The organism is Shewanella inventionis, from assembly GCF_019931735.1.
GTDB classification, from domain to species: Bacteria; Pseudomonadota; Gammaproteobacteria; order Enterobacterales; family Shewanellaceae; genus Shewanella; species Shewanella inventionis.
Window position 1 is genome coordinate 1,562,218 of record NZ_CP082926.1, and the last position, 21,915, is coordinate 1,584,132.

Below are 21,915 nucleotides of genomic sequence, written 5' to 3' on the forward strand. Positions count from 1 at the left end.
AAGTTAACTTTCCAATTGACTATGCTATAGAAATATTACTTGATGTTGAATCGATGCAGTTAGATAGGCTGAATTTTAGTTAAGTTACCAAGCCAGAAAGCCCAGAATGTTTAGTCTTCACTTAAAATTCAGCCAATTTTCAACTATTTAAATCACATACAAACTGATGCATATTTGGCTGTAACGCTGTTAGAGTACTTCGAGCATTGCCCCTCATTATTGCAAGCTCGAACTCTGAACTCTGTATTTTGATTAACACTTACTTGATATGCTTTATTTGTAGTTGTTGCGAAGTTTGAAAACGCATACCCTGAATTTATCTGAATCTCATAATAATCAGCATCATCATTATATGATGCCCAATTGAGAGAGTTTTCGCCGTAGCAATAATGGTAATTTACGTTTAAATCAACTTCTTGAAGATAACCGTACATTTCTCGAAGAGTAGAAATGTCTGTCGAAGTCATAACAGAACCACCTAGAGAAGACATACCGTCATTTCTCGAAATAGTTGCTTGACCATTAGAGCTAAAAGCGGTCGAGTGATAGTGCATTATAGAATTATAGTCGTAGGGGCCAACATCTTCCCCATCAGAAATATGTTGTTCAAAATTGTGCTCTTTCCCGGATATAATATTCTCCCAATTAATTGTAATATATGAATCACGATCTTCCCGTGATTGTTCATGCCAAAAGCCTGCAGCATGTAGGAGTTCATGTGTAGGTGTTCCGCCGCTAAAGCAACCATCTGCTAAACTAACATTTTGAGAGCCACCTCGCTTCCCTACTTGAGAGCTGCAACCTGAGCCCTTGTATATAGAGATATAGTCCGCTTGATTCGAGCGTTCGACAAAAATAACACCTGAAACATCTTCTATATCACTCATCGCCTGAAGAATTGAATTTATTTGACTGGTGCTATAATTTGTTGAAATGGTATAAGGAATTACACCCAAATCCCATCTATATTGACTACCGCTAATGATAACGGAATAAGGAGTTGGAGTGTTTAGAGTTTCAATATGCTCAGTGACAATGATATCTCCTTCAAAAATATATTCACCTTTTGATCTCTCAACTGTTAGAGTTTTGTGAACCAACACATTATTTTCATCGGCGCCTTCTACCAATATATCATACGTTTTCGAGTGTGAGTTTAGTGACAGTGTAATGCATGAAGATAAGATTAAATAGTTAAATAATTTCATTCCTTCGATCCTATTTACAATCAATAAAAGTCCGAAATTGGTTTTTATTCAGAAATTTAATTAGAAATAAAGATAGTAACATATGTAAAAATTTTGTTACCAAGATGTGATCTGCGTCTATTTACTGTTTTTATTTTGTTGCTAATATAAAAATTTATAATTATGTTTATTTATATCCAATAAAACTAAAGGATTAGTGTTATGCAATCTAAATTTTCATTTTCATTTTTGTTTTTTGTTTGCCTTATGTTCGCGTCAGCTTGTAACAATTCAGACGAAAAAGACGCTTCATCATATGAACAGTCAACCTCCATAGCTTCTTATATGCAACCGTGCACAGGTGTAAATCAAATGCTTTGCGTTTTGGCTGATGGCAAGCTCTTTTATGACGAAATTGAAGGCTTTACTTATATGTGGGGGTATACTTATGAGCTTACAGTCGAAGTCAATGAGGATGGCTCACCTTCTGCGGACGCTTCAAGTAAACAGTATTCATTGGTTAGTATCAACTCATCGGTTGAAGATGAATTGGGTGTGGAGTACGTCATTGATAATGTTGAACTTCTTGACTCAACAATTCATATGAATGATGGTGAGTACTTTTTTTTAAGTCAATCATTTGAGTGTGAAGATACAGCGTTGTGTGAGTCTTTATTAAATATGAATAACTCAGGTGGAATAGTGACAATCACTTTTAAATATATGGGGAATGGTGTTATCAATTTAATTTCATGGAATTAGAAATCTATCAATTTGCAAATAAGAAAGCCATTATAGTGCAATTATAAGTGATAAATTCGCTCTAGTAACAATCAATATTTGTAGCGGCCGATAAATATTGGCCGTATTGAATCACCATTACTTCACATGTTTAGAATTTTCCATATTTTTCAAAACTGAAATCTATAGTGGTTCACTAAAACTGGCCACTGATATAGAATTTTCCCATATTTTTATTTATGCGAACAAGGCATACACTGATGGCATTCGTAACTCAGAAATGTCCAGAAATGCGTTAGTTCTTCCAATTACAAACAAGGTTAAATCGAAGATACCCATACGGCGGATGTAATCGCGGCTATGACCTTCGAAAACATGGATGTTTTCGTAGAGCGCCCAGGGATGGGTTTACCGCGTGTCATAGAAGTGATTTCATTGAGTATCGTTGCCTAACATCTTATTTTTGTTTGAGTTAATAGCTCTATCTGGCCTATTTCCATTGGCCACTCTTGATCTGGTTTGGCCGAAAACCATAAAAAGCAAAACACCTGTGTCCCGGCTCAAGAGCATTGCCGGGACGACGTTAGAGTTAGGACGATATTAAAGTTAGGACCATGAGACAGTTGTTAACATGCCTTTGTCCAGAAATGCGTTAGTTCTTCCAATTACAAACAAGGTTAAATCGAAGATAGCCATACGGCGGATGTAATCGCGGCTATGACCTTCGAAAACATGGATGTTTTCGCAGAGCGCCCAGGGATGGGTTTACCGCGTGTCATAGAAGTGATTTCATTGAGTATCGTTGCCTAACATCTTATTTTTGTTTGAGTTAATAGGATGTCACTCTTTGCTTCCAGTGACAATTGCTGTTGTTTGATGTGATGTAGAACGTCGAATATACAATTGAGCCTCTTCTCATTTTATGGGCAGAGGCTTTTTTGTCGCAGAACAAAGCAACGAAATTATCAATGATTTCATTAGGGTATGTTGATTAGACATGAAATTCATTTATGCCCCGAAGTTTGTTTAGGTTATGGCTTGCGGCCACTAACGTCGTGGCGCTTCGCCCGCACAACACCAATAGGAAACCAACAGCTGCTTCCTCTTAAAAGAATAGGCCTAGCCGCTACATCAAAATTATCCAGTTGATTTGAGCAGTTTGAAAGTTGTAAATCAGAAGATAAAACAATTGGTTTGCAGTAAATTGTCAGCCAAACAGGAGGCTGTAAATAATTTTTTGTATCAGCTAATCAAAAGTTAACGACTCAGTCGGATGTTTAGTTTGCCATTTTAGAAGAAAAAAACAGAACAGGAAAAAATATGTTAACTTATTGTAAAATTTATTTTTTCATTCTTTATAATGGGCCCATTTTTTACTCATTTGCTTTTATTAGCAAAAGTTGCTAAACCGCGAGGCTGCTGGGTTTTATTAAAAAGAATTAATGAAAAACAGTACTTGCTATTTTTGTTACTAGGCTGTTTAATTGCGCCGTTCCTACCCCCGTATTATGGAGGCGTTAAATGAAAACAGTACTTTGTAGTTTGTTAGTCGTTGGTGTCCCCCTGTGTCAGGATAGTTGTCGCCTCAGTTTTTCATAAAAATAAAACAGGGAGCGGTAAGTTAGTTATGAATGAAGCATTATCCAGAAGAGCATAAGCAAGCCGTCATTAGAAAGCTCCTTGAAAGTGGCTTATCATTAGGCCAATTCGCAAAGCTAGAAAGTATCAACTTATCTACTTTGTATTCATGGCGAGATAAGTATTTAAAAGTAGGTTCTAGTTTGGCAGAGAGTAATAATTTAGATGGTTGGTCACCAGAGCAAAAGTTCTCAATTGTTTTAGAAACGTCAGCATTAAGCGAAATTGAGTTAAGTGAGTATTGCCGTGAAAAAGGGCTTTACCCTGAACAAGTTAAAGAATGGAAGCAAAGCTGTATTGCAGGCAATCAAACACAAGCCCAGCAGCGTAAGCAATTAGCCCAAGAGCGAAAAGCCGACCGTAAGCGAATTAAAGAGCTAGAAAAAGAGTTAAAACGTAAGGATGCAGCCCTAGCTGAAACCGCGGCATTATTGGTGTTAAGAAAAAAGTTAAATGCCTACTGGGGGGAAGACGAGGACAGTTAACCTCACTCTCAGATAGGCTGCATTACACATCCTTGATTGATAATGCCGTTACCTCAGGCGCAAGAAAAGAGAAAGCCTGTGAAGAAATTGGTTTGTCTATACGGACGTTACAGCGCTGGCAAGAAGGCGGTGAAATCATCGGTGATAAAAGACCTATAGCGGATAGACCCCAGCCCCCAAATAAGCTAACAGAGGAAGAACAGCAAGCCATATTAGCTATCAGTAATCAAGAAGAATACGCTAATTTAGGGCCAAGCCAGATAGTACCAATGCTGGCAGATAATGGGCAATATATCGCTTCTGAATCAAGCTTTTATCGTGTGCTGAAGGCCAACAACCAACTCACTCATCGAGGAAAAGAAAAACCTAAAGGTAGCCGAGCTAAGCCTAGGGGGTACACAGCGACAGGACCAAATCAAGTGTGGACCTGGGATATCAGCTACTGTCCTTCAACAGTGATTGGACGGTTTTTCTACCTTTACATGATAATCGACATTTTCAGTCGTAAAATTGTGGGTTGGGAAGTTCATGATAGTGAATCAGGTGACTATGCTGCAAAGTTGCTTGAGCGAACTCTCTGGGCTGAGAAATGCGTTAAACAAAACGTGGTATTGCACTCAGATAACGGCAGTCCGATGAAATGCTTAACGATGCAGTCCAAGATGCTTGAAATGGGAGTAATAGGCTCTCGTAGTCGTCCAGGTGTCAGCAATGATAATCCGTACTCGGAATCACTGTTTCGCACGGTCAAATACAGCCACCGCTGGCCAAGTGAAGGCTTTAAAAGCCTTGAAGATGCAAGAACTTGGGTGAAAGACTTCGCGAATTGGTACAACAATGAGCACAGACATAGTCGTATCAAATTCGTGACACCCGCACAACGTCATCATGGTGAAGATAAAGCAATATTGGCAAAACGCCGTGAGTTATACAAAAAAGCGCAAAAAATTAACCCTAACCGCTGGTCAAATGGCACCAGAAACTGGGATGAAATCGGTGAGGTGGAGTTAAACCCAGAGAACAAAAAAGAAGCAGCTTAACAGCTTAGGCGACAACTACCTTGAAAAACGCCGGTGTAGTTGGGTTGTCAGGTTGTTCTTCAACTCAGAACACATTTGCTTCTAAAATTAAAGCCGAAAGTGAAAAGAACCTCGACTTATCTCAGCAATGGGAGCAAGGTCAAAAGGACGTTAAAAAAGGCCAAGAATTACTTGCTGATGGTCGCAAAGCAATGGACAAAGGCAATGCTCAAATTCGTGAAGGCGAAAAATTGATGGCGCAAGCCGTACAAGAAGCCCAAAAACAACGTCAAGCATTTCAATCTATGGCAAGTTCGTTAACAGGTGCTCAAAATGGTAAACGTGCAGCTGCAATTGTTGACAGATTAGATGACATCGCTGACGACTGGGAAGATGCCGATGAAAATTATGTTGACGGCAAAGAGCTTGTTGAAGATGGCAACACTAACCTAGCTGAAGGTCAAAGTGAAACTGAACAGGGCCAAGCCCTAGTGAATAGTGGCCGTACTAGAATGCAACAAGCGGAGTCTGCATATCAGCAACGTACAGGCCAAGGTCTGGTTGAACAGATGCATTTAGAAGAACGTCCAAGTAACTTCTAAAAAGCCATTCAATTGTTATAACTAACGTTGTAATTAAAAAGTAAAAACCGATATTGTTAGCTCAATATCGGTTTTATTGTTTTTATCGCTCTTATTGAATTATTCAAAATCCGCTTTTACTTCAAATACCATTGCTTCACCTGACTCAGGATGCGTTAACGCTAAATATTGAGCATGCAAATGCAAGCGGTTGGCGGCAATACCATATAAATCGTCACCGACAATTGGCATGTTTAGGCCATCGTGATGGGCACAATGCATGCGTAATTGATGTGTTCGGCCTGTTTTAGGGTACAAATGCACCAACGTTCGATGGCCTTGACGCTTAAAAATCTGCCAATGGGTTTGTGCATGCTTACCATGTTCATAACAAACAAGTTGCTTAGGTCGGTCGTCTAAATCTACCCTCAGCGGCAAACTAATATCGCCTTCATTTTGGTCTGGCACACCTTCAATTAACGCAATATAACGCTTGGTTACGCTGCGCTGAATGAACTGTTGCTGTAAATTTTTATTAGCCTCTTTGGTGAGTGCAATTACCATTAAACCTGATGTAGACATATCAAGGCGGTGCACAATCAACGGCCCCGTGGCATTGGGGAATTGTTGCTGCATACGGCTAAACACGCTGTCGATAATGTTTTTACCGGGTACCGATAATAATTCAGCAGGCTTATTAATAATCGCCATCACTTCATCTTGGTAAATAATATCAATGGGCAGATCTTTACCTGGATTAATCAGTAATGGGTCGGCGTCAACCTGCATGCCCGTCAACATGTGGGCTAAAATAGGTCGACATTTGCCATGGCACGCAGGGTAGTAATTTTGATGTTGTTTGATTTCTGATTTTGGCGATGCGCCCCACCAAAATTCAGCCATGGCGACAGGCGTTAACTGTTGTTTAAACGCATATTGTAATAATTTGGGCGCTGCACACTCGCCAGCACCCGCAGGCGGCAAATGGTTTGGCGCATCGTTAAATATATCGTTTAAGTCTCGTGCATCACCCAAGGTATTTAAAAACTGATACTGTGCAAACAGCTTTTTTTGCAAGCTGTTAGACAGTTGTTTGCGTTGGCGCTTAAGCTGTTTTATTTGTTGTTGCAGCTCATTTAGCTGGGTTTGCGTTGCCGTGATTTGGCTTTGCCATTGCTGCTTTAATGCATTGAGCTGATGTTTTTGCAGCACGCTTTGACGGCTAAGCTCAATTGATAAGGTTTTATGCTCATCACTGCTGATATCGGCCTGTATTAATGCAGTATCTGCTTGCTCGCGTTGCTGTTTACGCTGTTTACGGCCTTCGACAATTGCGTTGCGTTGTTGCTCAAGCTCACGTTCTGCTTGCTGTTGCTGCTGAGTTAACTGCGTGGTTAAGTTGGCCAGTAGCGGGGCGCTTTCATGCTGGTGGAGTAACTGGTTAATTTGGTTAATCTGTTTGTTTTCAACGCTGAAAAAGCTGTCTTGAGTGAGCATGTCAAACACCGGCGGCACAAAAGGCGGCAAGATATTTTGCTCGGCTAATTTGCCTGAAAACGCCGCTAAAAAGCCAAGTTGCCCTTGTGTATTTTTCACCACCAACACACCAAACATTTTACCGATGACCATACCGCAATCGGTGCTACTGTCTAATCCAAAGTTATGTTGCCATGGATTAACTTCAAGCATGGTTTGTTGCAGCTGCTCGGCAGCCTGAATACAAATAGGGTGAGGTTGATAGTAAAACGGAAAAGTAAAAGACTCTGGTAAGCTGTGATGGGCAATGCTGTCATTAAAAAAGATAAAACATGGGTCGTTAACAGTCATTACATACACTCACAACACAAAAAGGCGGCTATTTTACCCCTTCGTAGTCTGTAATGCATCTGTATCAGAGATTAAAGTGATGGTCTGCCTGTGGATGAGGCAGGCCATCATTCTTTACGCTAACTGAACGGAGTTAACTGAGGTTATACCGATCAGAATTAATAAGTAATCACATTCTTATGCTGATTGGGATTAATTACATTCTGTGCAGAGCGCACAGTTTGTTGCCATCTGGGTCGCGAAGGTAAGCTAGATATAAGTCCATCCCTGGGGCTGAACGCACACCTGGCGCGTCTTCACAGGCTGTGCCGCCATTGGCAACGCCCGCAGCATGCCATGCATCGGCTAATGCTGGGGTTTCTGCAGCAAAACCAAGGGTTGAGCCATTACCGTGACATGCTGGCTCGCCATTAATTGGCTTAGTTAATAATAAGATGCCGGTTGGCGTCATGTAAACGCAACGTCCCTTTGGGTCAATTTTTCCGGGGGCGATGCCTAAAGCGCCTAAAGTGGCGTCATAGAATTTTTTTGACGTTTCAATATTATTAACGCCGAGCATAACGTGACTAAACATGGTAACTCTCCTTGTGTAAGTTCAACTGAACTATAAATTAACGACTGTTTTTTTGTATGGTTTTTAATGCTGCATTTTTAAATCAGTGTTGGCGTGAGACTCGTATGACAGTAACTCTATGGTGTGACTTAGCAGTGTAGAATCACCGATTTTGCCATGCCCAGGGACAACCATTTTAGCCTCAGTAAATTGTGCTTGTAACTTTGCCACTGTCACAGGCCATTGTTTTAGGTCTGCTTCGCTGGTATAGCCTAGAGTGCGTGAACTCAATGATTTTATTAAGCAGCCGCCAAATAATATTTGTTGCTTTGGCAGCCAAACCACTAGGTTGTCGACCGTGTGTCCTGCACCTAGATAATAAACTTCAATGAGTTGAGGCTGCAAAATGTGTTTATTAGCAGCAAATGTGTGTGTTGCTGTGGCCAGTTGGTTTGCCGTTAATATGGCCTGTGTGTCATTAGATACCCAGGTGGCAATGCCGTTGCTATTAAGGTAACCCACACCGCCAGCACGATCTTCGTGGGAATGGGTAGAGATACTCGCTACAGTGGTTAACCCTTGCTGGGTAATCCAATCAACAAGCTTAGCGGTATCGCTATTTGTCCAGGGTGTGTCAATAATAAACGCCTGTTTGCCTTGCACCACCACTAGGCCGTTTGATTCAACTAACCCAAAGCCGGTAACGGTTTTATACGACCTATGTAAATACACATTTTTAGCTATCAATGACACTGATAACTCAGCAGTTTGGCTAATCGACTTAGTGAGTTGTTGAGTTGAGTTTTGCGCTGCGCTAAGGGCAAAAGTGCTTGAGCTAAATAGACATAACACCCAAAAAATAACCCGAGATGGCCGTGTAATATTACCGATAAGCATAGGGCGTCCTGTTGTTAAGCTTGGCAATTGCAGTGTAGTAGCAAGTTATAGGGTGTTAATAGCGCTAGGCGTTGTGTTTGCTTAAGCGCGTTACATCTAAAAACAACTGATTAACCTTCACTTTGGCGTTAAGTTTTGCCGCCAATAAATACATACCTGCTAATTTACGATGGATAAAAATAGCATCGGTTGGCGGTGTATGCCATTCATTTTGTTGTGTGCTCATGGCTTTACCTGCCTGAGTAATCCTTTTTGCTAGGTCGCTTTCGCCAAAGTGATATGCCTCTTGGGTGCGCAATGGCTCACAGGCCTGGTAAAAAATGTCGATGATCAGTTGTTTTTGTTGCGGGTCTATCTCATCTTGAAAAAAGCCTATTTGCTGTGCAGCCATCGCCATTTGTTGTTTATTTTGGGCAATCGCGCCTTGCATTAGTTGCATATAACCTTGTGATAAGGTGTCGCTAATGGCGCGGGTGGCTCCAAAGTCGAGTAAAACTATTTTTTGGCTCTGTGCTTGATACTGAAAATTGGCAAAATTAGGATCGCTTTGTAGCAGTTGAAAACAAAATAGCTCTTTAAAGCATAACTCCATTAGGGCACTGGCTACTGAGTCGCGGACGTCTTGCGGTGCACTTACAAGCGACTCAATGGCAACCCCCTCTATATACTGCATGCACAATATACTTTTGTTGCTCAATTGCTGGTACACCTTAGGTACAATAAAGTTTGAGCTGTCACCTAGTTGTTGCTGGTAAAGTGCAATTTGCTCGGCTTCAAATTGATAATCGGCTTCATTGTGTAACTGCGCTTTTGCTTGTGCGAGTAAGGTATCGAGCTTGACGTTTGCAGGGATGAGCCGTGAGACTGTTAATAAACTGGCGACGTTATCAATATCGCTGTCTATGCTGTCGCGGATCCCTGGGTATTGAATTTTAATCGCTACTTTTTCGCCAGTATCTAAGTATGCTAAATGCACCTGGCCAATTGATGCCGCGGCAAAAGGGTGAAGCTCAAATTGGGCAAAAGGCGCTAACCAGTCAGGCCCCCAATGCTGAACTAGCAACTGAGTGAGCTGTTTGTGTGGCATGGCTTTAGCATCAGAACGTAGTTTAGCGAGTATTTCTGCTAGCTCTGGCGGCACGAGATCGCCTGCATCCATCGACAGCATTTGGCCTACTTTCATGGCTGCACCGCGAAGTTGCGAAAGCTTATCGGCCACATGCCCTATGTTGGTAGGGGTCATCATCAATTGCTGTATAGACGGCGATTTACCTTGGCTAAATTGCTTTGCGCCTTCAAGCAATACATTGCCAGCAAGGCGAGAAGCAAGCCCTCCCATTTTAGTTAAACGAGAAAATCGACCGGTTGGTACTTTGGCTTCATTATTTTTCATTACAACTCACTTTGTTACAGCAATAGCGCGAATAGTTAATTGTACGCATCGATGGGGTATTTCGTTCAAATAGTCCATGTTGTGTGGTCAATTTTTACTGTTTTCTATGTTACTCTGAAAGTTGAGGCATTTAAGCCGTTCTTTGGGTGAGCAAAATAAAAATAAGGACCCTAGTTTGAGTATTATTGAACAATATTTGAGCCAAGCGGAAGCGCTGTTTCAATCTAAAAATTTATCATCTGCCAGAATGTACGCCCGAAAAGTGATTAAACGTGATGATAAACATATAGGTGCATTATGTTTATTAGGCCAAATTCATTTACAGCAGCAGCAATATTCTGAGGCTGAAGGTTACTTTTTAAGTGCTGCTGCAGTTGAGCCAGGAGCGGTTCCTGTTTTGACGGGATTGTTGACCATTGCTGAAGTGAAACAAGACTTCTTTTTAGCAAAAAAATATTTGCTGCAATTGATTCACACACAAGGAAACACGGCTAAATTTCGCTATAAACTTGGATTAGTTGCCACAAAAGTGGCCGATATGGCTTTAGCTGAACAGTGTTTTAAATGGTGTGTTGCCCATAATGTTACCGACCCAGCGGTACAGCTTAATTTAGGGCATATTTATAAAGCCAAAGGCGATACCGAAAAAGCGGCTCATTTTTACCATCAATATAACCGATTAAACCCAACACAAGTCGGGGTGGGGTATTGGAGTCTAGCGGACTTAAAGCAATATCGATTCACTCATGATGATTTAACCTTATTACAAGGTTATGCCATTAACGAATCGCTAAGTCAGCAAAACTTAGCGCTAGTGCATTTTGCTTTGTGCAAGGCCTACGAGCAAACTAAACAAATAGATAAAGCCTGTGAGTCTATGTTGTTGGCTAACCAAATCATGGCGCAACATAGACCCTTTAAACACACTCAGTTTGCCAGTATTGTGCTGTCGCTACTTGGGCATACGCCCTCACCACACATTAATGAATTGCCTAGCTGTGAACAAATCCCCATTTTTATTGTTGGCATGCCTCGCTCTGGCACTACATTAGTTGAGCAAATTTTGGCGTGTCATACTCAAGTAGGCGCTACTGATGAGCTACCGTTTATGGAGCGATTCGCGCTGCAAATGGATATGTCAGGGGGCTACAATGCAAATCTAAGTCAGCTTTCTGCCCGTCATATTGAGCAGTTCCGTCAGCGCTATTTAGCAGAAATTAATCATTATTTTTCTGATAGTCCAACGTATGTTATTGACAAAAACCCCAACAACTTTTTACATATAGGGTTAATTAAAACGTTATTTCCTCAAGCTAAAATCATTAACGTGGTCCGTAACACCGTAGACAATGGCTTGAGCGTGTTTAAACAGTTTTTTAGCTTTGGCCACGACTATTCGTATTCATTCGCTGGGATTTCAAGTTATTGGCAACACTATTTAGACATCATGAAACATTGGGATAGCTTGTACCCAAATGAGATATTACATGTTTGTTTTGAACAATTAGTACAAGATCCTGAGCCACAAATTCAGCGAATATTGGATTACTGTGCGCTCACCACACAAGCCCAATGCTTTACGTTTTATGAGTCAGAACGTGCCGTACTAACGCCAAGTGCCAGCCAGGTGAGGCAACCGATGAACCCTAAAGCGATAGGCCAAGCAAACAAGTATAAAGCTTTTATACCTGATCAAATTGCAGAGCTAGAGGTTATTGCCAATAAAGCTGCATTGCAATTTTTTGCGTAACTTAAATCTAGCTGAAAGAAATGGCGCCTCATGGCGCCATTTCTGCTTAATGTTAACCTCAACTCTGGATAAGAAATGTATTGAATTTAAGCTAGCTTTCCGTGACAGGCTTTATAACGCTCACCGCTACCACATGGGCACGGGTTATTGCGTGATGGTGGAGCAATTATAGGTGCGGTTGACGAAGCGTTTACAGGTGCTGAGCTAGAGGTATTTTTGGGGGCCGCAACAGTTTGTTTGGCAAGAGTATGCTGGTCACTTAACTCTACATTCATGCAGGCAACAATGACGAGTTGTTCAAAGGCTTTTAAGGCTGAGCCAGAGTGGCTAAGTTGCAGAGTTTTTGCACACTGCACTGCTTTTATCATGGTTTGTTCTCGTAGTGCATGATAGCGTGGCCAACCCGTTTTAGTGGATTCATATTGTAACCAAAGTATGCGCCAATCGGCGATAAATTCAGCGATAACGAATGAAAATGCAGTGACCTCGGCCTCAGAATTTTGCGGATTACTTTTCACTTCTGTTAATAGCTCATTGGTTAAAAACTCCACCTCTGCAATAGGCATGATAATCGGCGCATTAAATTGCTCTGTAGCAAAGGTGGTTGCCGCTTTTGGGTTAACCCCAATAAATTGCTTGTTGAGTTGTGTAGATGATATATCAGCAATTGACCGTGAGTGTTGAAATATTGTACGCCAGAATGCACTTGAACCTGCTAGGTCAATCACTAAATGAACCCGATATTGGTCACTATTATTCTCAACTTTATGCAGTTTCCACGAGTCGAAAATCCAACACTCTCCAGCGCCCATATGCACTTGCTTATCATGGCAGTAAAACTGCACCTGTTCGGTGGTGGTAATAGGTATATGCACTCTAACGCGCTTATACCAATGGTAATTAATGTCTGAATGCAATGGCACTTGTGCGCCTGGCGCTAAACGCATTAGGCGTGAGCGGCTAAGCACTTCTCCGAACGAGGCTAGTATTTGCTGAATGTAGTGGCATTTTTCAAGGGCCGCAGTTGGTTTCATTGGCCCTTTAAAGTCGTTATTAAATTCGCCGTTGACCGAGATTAACGGAATGGCCGAATTACCCTTAAAGCCCTCATGGTGGGTTACCCAATCGTCTTCGGTAAATTGGCTGATTTCTTCAATGAGTGTCGCCACATCAAAGTGATAAGGGAGTTGATAAAATTCATGAGGTAACTTCATTATATGACTCTCTTTTTATTAACTTAACGCACCATGGCATTGTTTAAAGCGTTTACCTGATCCACATGGGCAAGGACTATTACGAGGCACAGAGCCAACATTAACCGTAGGTTGTGGCGGCGCTATATCATGCTGTTGCCATTGTGATTCAAAAACGGGGTAGCCGTGTGCGCTTAATTGCTGATTAATACGACTAAGTGTATCAGCAATGGTCGGCCACACTTTTTCAATATCGTGATAATTGTCTAGCCACTTATTGGCTTTAGGCGTGGTAATGGTGTAGCGCGAGTGCGGTAAAGGTTGGCTGCATATGCTGGCTAAATCTGGGTCAAACTCAATACCAGCAAACTCACATAGTGCATTAACTGTTTGTTCAGGTTGAGAAATTAACTGGTCATACGACAACATACACCAACGCTTAGATGGCAACCTTTGCAATTGACTCATAATGGCATCATTCGCCGCTTGCCATTGAAATGCTGCGATATTATGCAACGGTTGTTGATTAAGTTGTTGCCAGTTTGGCGGCAACAACAAAGACCAGTGGCGTTTATCCCACCCAGGAAGATTAGGGTAGGTGACAAATTTATTGGAACGCCAGGCCTGCATAATGCTGCTGATATTTTCTTTTGGCTCGCGCACTAGATAGATAAATAAGGCATCTGGAAATAGTGCGTTAAAAAAATCAACTCGCAAGCTGTTTTTTGGGGTTTTCTCAAGCAGCCTAACCGGTGATGTTTTAGGCTTTTGGCCTTTACTGTCTCGCAGCTCATCACTAAAGCGTTGTTGTAGCTGGTTACGTAATGCTTCGTCAATATCGTCTGCGCTTAAGGCGTTGGAGCTAAACTGACGATAGGCAATATTGAGTTTAGGAATAGTTTCAATCAATGCATGGCTTTCACCGCCAATAGTATGCAGCGATTGGCTTTTTGACAGCACTTCAAACAGTAGGGTACTGCCAGAACGTGGCGCGGATAAAATAATAATGGGCCGATCAAATTGGTGCATAGCGGTATGATGTTATTGTTATATTTTTTACATCATACCCACACCGATCTTATATGGCTACTTTATCAGTTTGAGTAATGCCTTAAAGCGATCGCCTTGGGCCACATGTTGTAACTCAAACAATAGCGACTCAACGTTAGTGAGTTTTGCGCCATCGTTTAGCATCATTTGTACTCCAAGGGTTTTGTTTTCTAATTCTCTTGATGACACCGCGTCATTCACCACATGCACGGTAAAGTTGTGCTCGAGTAAATCTTGGCAGGTTTGGTAAACACACACGTGGGTTTCTATCCCAGCTAAAATAACATTGCGACGGTTTAATGTGTTGAGTTGTTGCTTTACCTCATCACAATGCCAACCGCTAAAGTGCTCTTTTGCGATAGGCTGAGTGGTTTTTGAGAGTATTTGTGCCAAGTCTTCACTGGTGTGGCCTAGCTTGTCAGGCAATTGTTCTAGCCAAATAACTGGAATATCAAAAAGTTGTGCCCCTTGAATTAATACAGCCAGTTTTTGATGTAATTGTTCAGATTGCTGCATCACTTGGGCAAGCTTGCCTTGCACGTCAACAATCATCAGTACACTTTGCTCTGCGGTTAACATATCGCGATTCCTTTTGCTGAGAGTTCATTGACGAGTATTGAGTATTTTCAGGCGTGTTCAAATAGGCTTTTAGTCTATAGTGATAGCAAGATGACTATGGCTGGACGACTTAGGCAGGGAGCTGGGACTGTGATGAAAAAACGTATTGTGATTTGTGCCGATGGTACATGGAATCGGCCTGAAAAGGATCTTGAAAAAGATCATGCAACCAATGTGCTCAAACTTGCCAGAGCGATTAAACCGCTAGGTGGTGATGGCGTGCCGCAGCAGGTTTTTTATGACTGGGGGATTGGCTCATACCATGACGCTATGATTGGCGGTGCAACTGGCCGTGGTTTACATAAAAACATTATGGATGCATACCGTTACATAGTGCAAAACTACTCCCCTGGTGATGAAATCCATCTGTTTGGCTTTAGTCGCGGCGCTTACACTGTGCGCTGTTTGTGCGGCTTAATTAATAACTGCGGTATTGTGATTAGGCCAGATGCCAAATTGATTCAACAAGCATTTGACCACTATAAAATGAAGAGTAAACCGTTTTCACCAGAAGGTGAGCGCTCGGTTGAGTTTAGGCAGCAGCATTCACATCCATCGCGCGAAGTGGCGTTTGTCGGTGTTTGGGACACTGTGGGGGCCATGGGGATCCCGGTGTCATTTTTAGGGTTATTTGAAGATAAAGACGAGTTTTACGATACCAAACTTGGTCGCAATGTTAAGGTGGCGCGTCATGCTTTAGCATTAGATGAACATAGAAGTGATTTTGAACCGACTATTTGGGCGCCTCGAACGAGCATAGATATTCAACAAGTGTGGTTTGCGGGTGCGCATAGCAACATTGGTGGGAGTATTACCCCTAATACTGATGGCACTAGTTTGTCTGACATTTCGTTGCAATGGATGATAAATCAAGCTCGAGCCGTTAATTTAACCGTGGAACCACACTTAGTCGATAGGTTATTGCCGAATGCGATGGCGGAGATTCATGATTCATATCGTAGCTTTTATCGAATTAAAAAACGTTTTATTCGCAAACTAGACCCACAGCAAGTACCGATTTTATTGCACCAATCGGTAAAAACCCGTTGGTTGAACGACAACAATTATCGACCTAAAAATTTAGTTAATTATATTGATAACCATGGCTGGCCAGATACACTGGTCGAATAAGCCATTTAAGGCGTTATACCGTCCCATTTTTGTTGTGTAAGGATATTGTTTTGTTACGTTTATTTTATTCGTTAAGTCTGGCAATTACGCTAATTTTTACAGGAATTGTGTCGGTAACAGCGTATGCAAATGAGATTTCTGTTGTAGACAACCCCGCAGTGTCACCAGCTAAACGAATTATTGCCTTGTCGCCTCAAAGTGTAGAAATGCTCTTTGCCATTGGCGCGGGTGATTCTATCGTCGCTACAACTGATTATGCTGATTACCCAGAACAAGCCAAAAAAATCCCCAGCATTGGCGGTTCATACGGGGTGCAAATAGAGCGAGTGATTGAGTTAAATCCCGATTTGGTTGTGGTATGGCAAAGCGGCAATAAAATGGAAGACATTAAGCAACTGCAAGGTTTAGGCTTTAACATTGTAAATAGCGATCCTAAAACATTAGCTGACGTCGCGAGCGACCTTGAACTGCTTGGTAAATTGACAGGACATTCAATTAAGGCCAAACAAGTTGCAGATGATTATCGTCAACAATTAGCAGATATAAAACAGCAAAACCAAGCTAAACCAGTGGTAAAAGTGTTCTATCAATTGTGGTCTACCCCATTGATGACGGTGGCGAAAGGCAGTTGGATCCAAAACTTGATTGACGTGTGTCATGGTGAAAATGTGTTTTATGACGCTGCGAGTGAGTACCCACAAATTAGCATCGAAAATGTGCTACTCACTGGTGCTGAAGTGATTTTACAAAGCCAGGATGAAGGCAACGTATTAGGCATTAATTGGGCCGATTGGCCAGAGCTTCCCGCAGTTAAAAAACAGCATATTTACCAGTTCGATGCAGATTTACTCCACCGCGCAACCCCAAGAGCCATTTTAGGCGTTAATGCAGTTTGCGAGGCGTTGGATAAAGTAAGAGGGTAAATGGTAAAACTGATGAGTTTGGGCACGGTTTCTTATGGCCTACGGCCACTCCAGAGTGTTCAAGCTTCGTTTGAAATAAGATCGCAAGGTTCCACCCTGCAAGGGTTAAATACGGCGTCATTCCGGCAATACTTTTGAGCCGGGATCCAGGTGTTTGCTTTTATGGCCTGCGGCCACTAACGTCGTTGAGCTTCGCCCACACCCGAGTAAAGGGTAAAGCATCATATGATCAATAAAAAAGTTACTTATCGGCCTAGTCCAATAAGTGATTTAAACTCTGCAAACATTTTAAAGCATGAATACAAAAAACGTTAACCGCGAATTGGAGGTGACATGGAAAGTCTAGACGATATAAAAGTACTAACACGTGGCAAATCTGCAATCATTGCAGGAGTATGCTCAGGTATTGCTGAGTATTATCATTTACGAAAAAACAGCATTAGGTTAGCATTTTTGTTAACTAGTCTATTTTTTGCCATTCCCGTATTCGCTTATATTGCCTTGTGGTTAGTGCTACCCAAATATCCGACGACAGACGCGATGGCTCGAGACTTACGACGAAAGAAACGACAACGAAAATAAGGCACTTTGTCTTCGATGACGCTGTATAAAGATATTGTCTTAAACAGAGTATTCAAATGATGAGGTACAGTATTAGCCATAGAAAAGCTACAACACGCGATGCAATATGAAGGGGATACCCTTTTACCTCAAAAACGCGACAAACCCGCCTTAATTCCCCTCAAACGGACTGAAAAAACAACAAAACTACTTGTGAAATAATAATCTGAACACCACTAAACAATTGAATCAAAATATAAACTCAGATATTGTTTGTTTTTTAATCAAAATAAGTTTGAAAACGAGTAATTATACTGGCTCGCTACAAGTTATACTCGGCCTCATAATTTGTACTAAAATGTAGTACAAGTAAATACAAATAGAGGTGTGGCATATGGGTGTTACAAGTATCCGTCTAAATTCTGAGGTTGAAATACCTCTAGAACATTTAGCGAAAAAACTAGATAGATCTAAAAATTATATTATAAATCAAGCTATTAAAGAGTTTTTGCAACGGCAGTCAATGGAAGAGTCACGCTGGGAAGATACACTAGAAGCTTTAAACTCAATAAAATCTGGTAAAGCTATAAATGGCAATGAAGTTACTGCATGGCTAGAAAGCTGGGGAACTAAAGACGAATTATAGCCTCCTAAATTATGAATATACAGTATTCACCTGAGGCAATTGGTGATTTGGTTCGGCTTAGAGAGTTCATCAAAGTTAACAACCCGTATGCTGCTAAACGAGTTGCTGATCGATTAATTGCAGGCATTGAAAATCTAAAGGCTTTACCTAAAATAGGCTTGCTAGTTCAAAGGTCACCAGATCCAGAAAAAGTTAGAGATCTTTTCATCACTAATTACACAGTGAGGTATCTATTAGGTGAAGACACTATTTTTATTCTTCGAGTCTGGCATGGTAAAGAAATTGAAAAAGACTTGTAATCAGTTAGCTAGAGGTATCTAGCCTCCAGCCCCCACACCACTCTGCATGCGGCTCCGCACACGACTGAATGGCCAATGATGCTCCAGGCATCAACATGGCATTCCCGCAATCCATGGCGGTCAGATTCAGGAGGTAGAACAACGCAGGAGCATGTTGCCGAGGGCGGTTAATTTACTCTCTTTAAAGAAATGACCTAACTCACTTTCTGGTTCGCTTCTTGGTTTTGAGAGTGAACTGCGATCCATCCATCTCTTAGTGAATATAATCCTGCTTTCTTCAGATACTCATTACTCCGTGCTTGCTGTATTCCTGGTGTATTCGAGCTACGCCAAGGGCCTTTACTTGTGATACTTCAAGCAACAGCAGCTTGGATGCTGACGCCACGTTTTAATAAGTTTTGTACCTTACATATAAGAGTCTTCAACGTAGCTAACAAGCCTTGTCCAGAAATGCGTTAAATCTTTAAATTACAAACAAGGTTAAATCGAAGATAGCTATACGGCGGATGTAATCGCGGCTATGACCTTCGAAAACATGGATGTTTTCGCAGAGCGCCCATGGATGGGTTTACCGCGTGTCATAGAAGTGATTTCATTGAGTATCGTTGCCTAACATCTTATTTTTGTTTGAGTTAATAGCTCTAGTTGGCCTATTTTCATTGGCCACTCTTGATCTGGTTTGGCCGAAAACCATAAAAAGCAAAACACCTGGGTCCCGGCTCAAAAGCCTTACCGGGACGACGAGAAAGTAGTTCTCAAGCCTTGTCCATAAATGCGTTAAATCTTTAAATAACAAACAAGGTTAAATCGAAGATAGCTATACGGCGGATGTAATCGCGGCTATGACCTTCGAAAACATGGATGTTTTCGCAGAGCGCCCATGGATGGGTTTACCGCGTGTCATAGAGGTGATTTCATTGAGTATCGTTGCCTAACATCTTAGTTTTGTTTGAGTTAATAGCTCTAGTTGGTCTATTTCCATTGGCCACTCTTGATCTGGTTTGGTCGAAAACCATAAAAAGCAAAACACCTGGGTCCCGGCTCAAGAGCATTACCGGGACGACGCCGTATTTGGCCGCGCAGGGTGGAATTGCAGCCTCAAGCATTCGTGGCCGAAAACCATAAAAAGCAAAACACCTGGGTCCCGGCTCAAAAGCCTTACCGGGACGACGAGAAGGTAGTTCTCAAGCCTTGTCCATAAATGCGTTAAATCTTTAAATAACAAACAAGGTTAAATCGAAGATAGCTATACGGCGGATGTAATCGCGGCTATGACCTTCGAAAACATGGATGTTTTCGCAGAGCGCCCAGGGATGGGTTTACCGCGTGTCATAGAAGTGATTTCATTGAGTATCGTTACCTAGTGTGACAATAAAGCAGTAAAGCAGAGTCACTCACAGCAAATCCTGCACAAATGTTCAAAGCAAAAATAACACCTGGATCCCGGCTCAAGAGCATTGCCGGGACGACACCTTATTTGGCCAGTGCAGGGGGGGGAATTGCAGCCTCAAGCATTCGTGGCCGCAGGCCATAAAAAACAAAACACCTAGGTCCCGGCTAAAAAGCATTGCCGGGACGACACCTTATTTGGCCAGTGCAGGGGGGGATTGCAGCCTTAAGCGTTAGTGGCCGCAGGCCATAGGTACAAAAAGTACATAAGTACAAAGTAATCCAAAGTGTCCGCTCGGACACTTTCCCCATTACCGGACAGTTTTTAACGCTGTCCGCGGACACTTTTAACGTGTTCGGCTCTCTTGTTTTATTATTATCGTTATGAAAAATAACAATAAATAACTATTGGCATAGCTTGTGCTATATCTTAGATATAAACGTGACGTAGTACGTGCTGTCAACGTGTTACCTAAGGATTTGAGATGATTAAAGACACAAGTAGCCAAGATACTGTCGTTACACCTACCGCTGGCCGTAAATTGCGCCTGCCTTTGATGATAGGTTGCGGCGCCATTTTGATGAGCGCGTTGGTGTGGGCGAGTTTTAGTCATGACAGTAACCAGCGTTCGGTCGATGGTGCCGATTTACGCTTAGCCACCATTACTCGTGGCACCTTGGTGCGTGACATTGCTACTACCGGTAAAATTGTCGCCGCCAATGCCCCCATTTTATACAGCACTGAAGAAGGCGTGGTGACGCTATTAAGCCAACCGGGTGATGAGGTTGAACTCGGGCAGGTGGTGGCGAAGGTTGAAAGCCCACGTTTGCAAAGCGAGTTGCAGCAACAGCAATCATTACTTGAAGGTATGCAAGGCAGCCTTGAGCGGGCTAAATTAGATGCCCGCCGTGAGCAACTGCGTGTTAGCCAGATTTTAGACATGGCCAAAGTGGATTTAGAAGCCGCAGATCGTGAAAGCCGTCGTGGCGATCAACTGATTGAGTCGAGTTTGATCAGTAAAATCGATTTTGAAAAAAGCAAAGATGACCTACATAAAGCCAAATTATTGCATAAACACGCCCAGCAAGAAGTTGAGCTGATGCGCGACACCCTCAGCTTTGAAATTAAAAACCGCACCCTTGAAGTACAACGTCAGGCCTTAGTGGTGAGTGAACTCACACGCCAAGCGAATGCGCTTAATATTATCGCACCGGTTAGCGGCATTATTGGTAATTGGCTGGTGGAACAAAAAGCCCGAATTGGTGCTAGTCAGCCAATTTTAACAGTGGTCGATTTAACCGCTTTTGAAGCAGAGCTTGCTGTACCTGAGTCTTATGCCGATGAACTGGGGTTAGGCATGGATGTTGAGCTCAGTTTTGGTAGCGAAAATGTGGTTGGCCAATTGTCGTCTATTTCACCCGAAGTGCGTAATCGCGAAGTGACTGCCAGAGTGCGTTTTGCTAACAGTAACACGTTATCGTTACGTCAAAATCAACGATTGTCTGCCAGAGTGTTACTGGAAAACAGACCCAATGTATTAATGGTTAAACGCGGCGACTTTCTCAACCTTGGTGGCGAAGTGGCGTATCACGTTAACGATGCGGTCGCGCATAAAAAAAACGTCAAATTGGGCGCACGCAGTATGAGCCAGGTTGAAGTGATTGAAGGCGGTGAAGAAGGAGATGTTTGGGTGATATCTGGCACCGAAACCTTTAAAAATGAGCCTACCATTCAAATTCGATAAACAGATTAATAGACACTCAACTGAGTAAGGACATTCTATGACTTTTATTCAACGTAGACAGCTTATTGCGCTAGTGGCGTTATTTATTTTGGCAATGGCTGCTAGTTATCGCATTGATAATAATACAGATTGGTTATCAGTTAGTTTGCAGATAATTGATATCAGCAGCCATGCCAGCACGCGATTAATAGACATCAATTCAGCGGTTAGTTTGCACATTAATATTAACGACATGCTTAAGGTTAAGCTGCAGTTTTAGCCCCATTCAATTTAAGCATTCAATTTAAGT

19 protein-coding genes are annotated in these 21,915 nt (G+C 42.0%); 11 read left to right on the forward strand and 8 right to left on the reverse strand.

Features of this window, described 5'->3' with window-relative positions:
• Positions 1-152: 152 nt before the first annotated feature.
• Positions 153-1,208, reverse strand: a complete 1,056-nt coding sequence (locus K8B83_RS07105; protein ID WP_223419428.1) for a M12 family metallopeptidase — start codon at positions 1,206-1,208, stop codon at positions 153-155.
• A 201-nt stretch (positions 1,209-1,409) separates the two neighbouring features.
• Between K8B83_RS07105 and K8B83_RS07110 the strand changes: the two genes are divergently transcribed.
• The 3 genes from K8B83_RS07110 (at position 1,410) to K8B83_RS07120 (ending at position 5,672) form a co-directional block, all read left to right on the forward strand.
• The gene (locus K8B83_RS07110; protein ID WP_160054380.1) at positions 1,410-1,949 is read left to right on the forward strand and encodes a DUF4377 domain-containing protein; all 540 of its coding nucleotides are present in this window, start codon (positions 1,410-1,412) and stop codon (positions 1,947-1,949) included.
• Positions 1,950-3,559: 1,610 nt separating this feature from the next.
• A protein-coding gene (locus tag K8B83_RS07115) for an IS3 family transposase (RefSeq protein WP_223417398.1) occupies positions 3,560-5,091 on the forward strand; the annotation gives its coding sequence in 2 pieces (ribosomal slippage) (positions 3,560-4,022 and positions 4,022-5,091; 1,533 coding nt in all).
• Positions 5,092-5,111: 20 nt separating this feature from the next.
• Positions 5,112-5,672 (forward strand): hypothetical protein, encoded by a 561-nt coding sequence (locus tag K8B83_RS07120; RefSeq protein WP_223419430.1) that lies wholly within the window; start codon positions 5,112-5,114, stop codon positions 5,670-5,672.
• A gap of 99 nt (positions 5,673-5,771) precedes the next feature.
• Here K8B83_RS07120 and K8B83_RS07125 read toward each other — a convergent pair whose 3' ends face one another.
• The 4 genes from K8B83_RS07125 to K8B83_RS07140 form a co-directional block, all read right to left on the reverse strand.
• Positions 5,772-7,478: an RluA family pseudouridine synthase gene (locus K8B83_RS07125; protein ID WP_188740962.1), complete on the reverse strand. Its 1,707-nt coding sequence runs from the start codon at positions 7,476-7,478 to the stop codon at positions 5,772-5,774.
• Positions 7,479-7,674: 196 nt separating this feature from the next.
• The gene (locus K8B83_RS07130) at positions 7,675-8,052 is read right to left on the reverse strand and encodes a VOC family protein (protein ID WP_188740961.1); all 378 of its coding nucleotides are present in this window, start codon (positions 8,050-8,052) and stop codon (positions 7,675-7,677) included.
• Positions 8,053-8,115: 63 nt separating this feature from the next.
• Positions 8,116-8,928, reverse strand: a complete 813-nt coding sequence (gene blaDIM, locus K8B83_RS07135) for a DIM/SIM/IMP family subclass B1 metallo-beta-lactamase (protein WP_188740960.1) — start codon at positions 8,926-8,928, stop codon at positions 8,116-8,118.
• Between the two features lie 64 nt (positions 8,929-8,992).
• Positions 8,993-10,321, reverse strand: coding sequence for an ABC1 kinase family protein (locus K8B83_RS07140; RefSeq protein ID WP_188740959.1), 1,329 nt, complete (start codon positions 10,319-10,321; stop codon positions 8,993-8,995).
• Between the two features lie 175 nt (positions 10,322-10,496).
• On the opposite strand from K8B83_RS07140, the gene K8B83_RS07145 reads away from it, so the two are divergent.
• A complete protein-coding gene (locus tag K8B83_RS07145) occupies positions 10,497-12,071 on the forward strand; it encodes a tetratricopeptide repeat-containing sulfotransferase family protein (RefSeq protein WP_188740958.1) in 1,575 nt (524 codons plus the stop codon).
• 86 nt (positions 12,072-12,157) lie between these two features.
• On the opposite strand, the gene K8B83_RS07150 is transcribed toward K8B83_RS07145, so the two are convergent.
• From K8B83_RS07150 to K8B83_RS07160, 3 genes are read right to left on the reverse strand one after another with little or no spacing between them, the layout of a single operon-like run.
• Positions 12,158-13,285, reverse strand: a complete 1,128-nt coding sequence (locus K8B83_RS07150; protein WP_188740957.1) for an aspartyl/asparaginyl beta-hydroxylase domain-containing protein — start codon at positions 13,283-13,285, stop codon at positions 12,158-12,160.
• 18 nt (positions 13,286-13,303) lie between these two features.
• Positions 13,304-14,293 (reverse strand): sulfotransferase family protein, encoded by a 990-nt coding sequence (locus tag K8B83_RS07155; protein WP_188740956.1) that lies wholly within the window; start codon positions 14,291-14,293, stop codon positions 13,304-13,306.
• Positions 14,294-14,350: 57 nt separating this feature from the next.
• On the reverse strand, positions 14,351-14,893 hold the full coding sequence (locus K8B83_RS07160) for a hydrolase (protein ID WP_188740955.1): 543 nt from the start codon (positions 14,891-14,893) through the stop codon (positions 14,351-14,353).
• A gap of 132 nt (positions 14,894-15,025) precedes the next feature.
• Between K8B83_RS07160 and K8B83_RS07165 the strand changes: the two genes are divergently transcribed.
• The 7 genes from K8B83_RS07165 (at position 15,026) to K8B83_RS07195 (ending at position 21,885) form a co-directional block, all read left to right on the forward strand.
• Positions 15,026-16,063 (forward strand): DUF2235 domain-containing protein, encoded by a 1,038-nt coding sequence (locus K8B83_RS07165; RefSeq protein ID WP_188740954.1) that lies wholly within the window; start codon positions 15,026-15,028, stop codon positions 16,061-16,063.
• Between the two features lie 104 nt (positions 16,064-16,167).
• The gene (locus K8B83_RS07170) at positions 16,168-16,986 is read left to right on the forward strand and encodes a cobalamin-binding protein (protein WP_373284949.1); all 819 of its coding nucleotides are present in this window, start codon (positions 16,168-16,170) and stop codon (positions 16,984-16,986) included.
• Positions 16,987-17,319: 333 nt separating this feature from the next.
• Positions 17,320-17,568: a PspC domain-containing protein gene (locus K8B83_RS07175; protein ID WP_188740952.1), complete on the forward strand. Its 249-nt coding sequence runs from the start codon at positions 17,320-17,322 to the stop codon at positions 17,566-17,568.
• Between the two features lie 373 nt (positions 17,569-17,941).
• Entirely contained in the window at positions 17,942-18,193 is a 252-nt protein-coding gene (locus K8B83_RS07180) for a CopG family ribbon-helix-helix protein (RefSeq protein WP_188740951.1), read from the forward strand.
• A gap of 11 nt (positions 18,194-18,204) precedes the next feature.
• Positions 18,205-18,492: a type II toxin-antitoxin system RelE/ParE family toxin gene (locus tag K8B83_RS07185; protein WP_188740950.1), complete on the forward strand. Its 288-nt coding sequence runs from the start codon at positions 18,205-18,207 to the stop codon at positions 18,490-18,492.
• 1,874 nt (positions 18,493-20,366) lie between these two features.
• Complete coding sequence (locus K8B83_RS07190; RefSeq protein WP_223419432.1) at positions 20,367-21,626, forward strand: efflux RND transporter periplasmic adaptor subunit; 1,260 nt, start codon at positions 20,367-20,369, stop codon at positions 21,624-21,626.
• 37 nt (positions 21,627-21,663) lie between these two features.
• Entirely contained in the window at positions 21,664-21,885 is a 222-nt protein-coding gene (locus tag K8B83_RS07195; protein ID WP_188740948.1) for a hypothetical protein, read from the forward strand.
• Positions 21,886-21,915: the final 30 nt, after the last annotated feature.

Bases quoted from the DNA above. Each gene is read 5' to 3' on its own strand.
- K8B83_RS07105 (WP_223419428.1), bottom strand. From the start codon at position 1,208: ATGAAATTATTTAACTATTTAATCTTATCTTCATGCATTACACTGTCA.
- K8B83_RS07110 (WP_160054380.1), top strand. From the start codon at position 1,410: ATGCAATCTAAATTTTCATTTTCATTTTTGTTTTTTGTTTGCCTTATG.
- K8B83_RS07125 (WP_188740962.1), bottom strand. From the start codon at position 7,478: ATGACTGTTAACGACCCATGTTTTATCTTTTTTAATGACAGCATTGCC.
- K8B83_RS07130 (WP_188740961.1), bottom strand. From the start codon at position 8,052: ATGTTTAGTCACGTTATGCTCGGCGTTAATAATATTGAAACGTCAAAA.
- blaDIM (WP_188740960.1), bottom strand. From the start codon at position 8,928: ATGCTTATCGGTAATATTACACGGCCATCTCGGGTTATTTTTTGGGTG.
- K8B83_RS07140 (WP_188740959.1), bottom strand. From the start codon at position 10,321: ATGAAAAATAATGAAGCCAAAGTACCAACCGGTCGATTTTCTCGTTTA.
- K8B83_RS07150 (WP_188740957.1), bottom strand. From the start codon at position 13,285: ATGAAGTTACCTCATGAATTTTATCAACTCCCTTATCACTTTGATGTG.
- K8B83_RS07155 (WP_188740956.1), bottom strand. From the start codon at position 14,293: ATGCACCAATTTGATCGGCCCATTATTATTTTATCCGCGCCACGTTCT.
- K8B83_RS07160 (WP_188740955.1), bottom strand. From the start codon at position 14,893: ATGTTAACCGCAGAGCAAAGTGTACTGATGATTGTTGACGTGCAAGGC.
- K8B83_RS07165 (WP_188740954.1), top strand. From the start codon at position 15,026: ATGAAAAAACGTATTGTGATTTGTGCCGATGGTACATGGAATCGGCCT.
- K8B83_RS07175 (WP_188740952.1), top strand. From the start codon at position 17,320: ATGGAAAGTCTAGACGATATAAAAGTACTAACACGTGGCAAATCTGCA.
- K8B83_RS07180 (WP_188740951.1), top strand. From the start codon at position 17,942: ATGGGTGTTACAAGTATCCGTCTAAATTCTGAGGTTGAAATACCTCTA.
- K8B83_RS07185 (WP_188740950.1), top strand. From the start codon at position 18,205: ATGAATATACAGTATTCACCTGAGGCAATTGGTGATTTGGTTCGGCTT.
- K8B83_RS07190 (WP_223419432.1), top strand. From the start codon at position 20,367: ATGATTAAAGACACAAGTAGCCAAGATACTGTCGTTACACCTACCGCT.
- K8B83_RS07195 (WP_188740948.1), top strand. From the start codon at position 21,664: ATGACTTTTATTCAACGTAGACAGCTTATTGCGCTAGTGGCGTTATTT.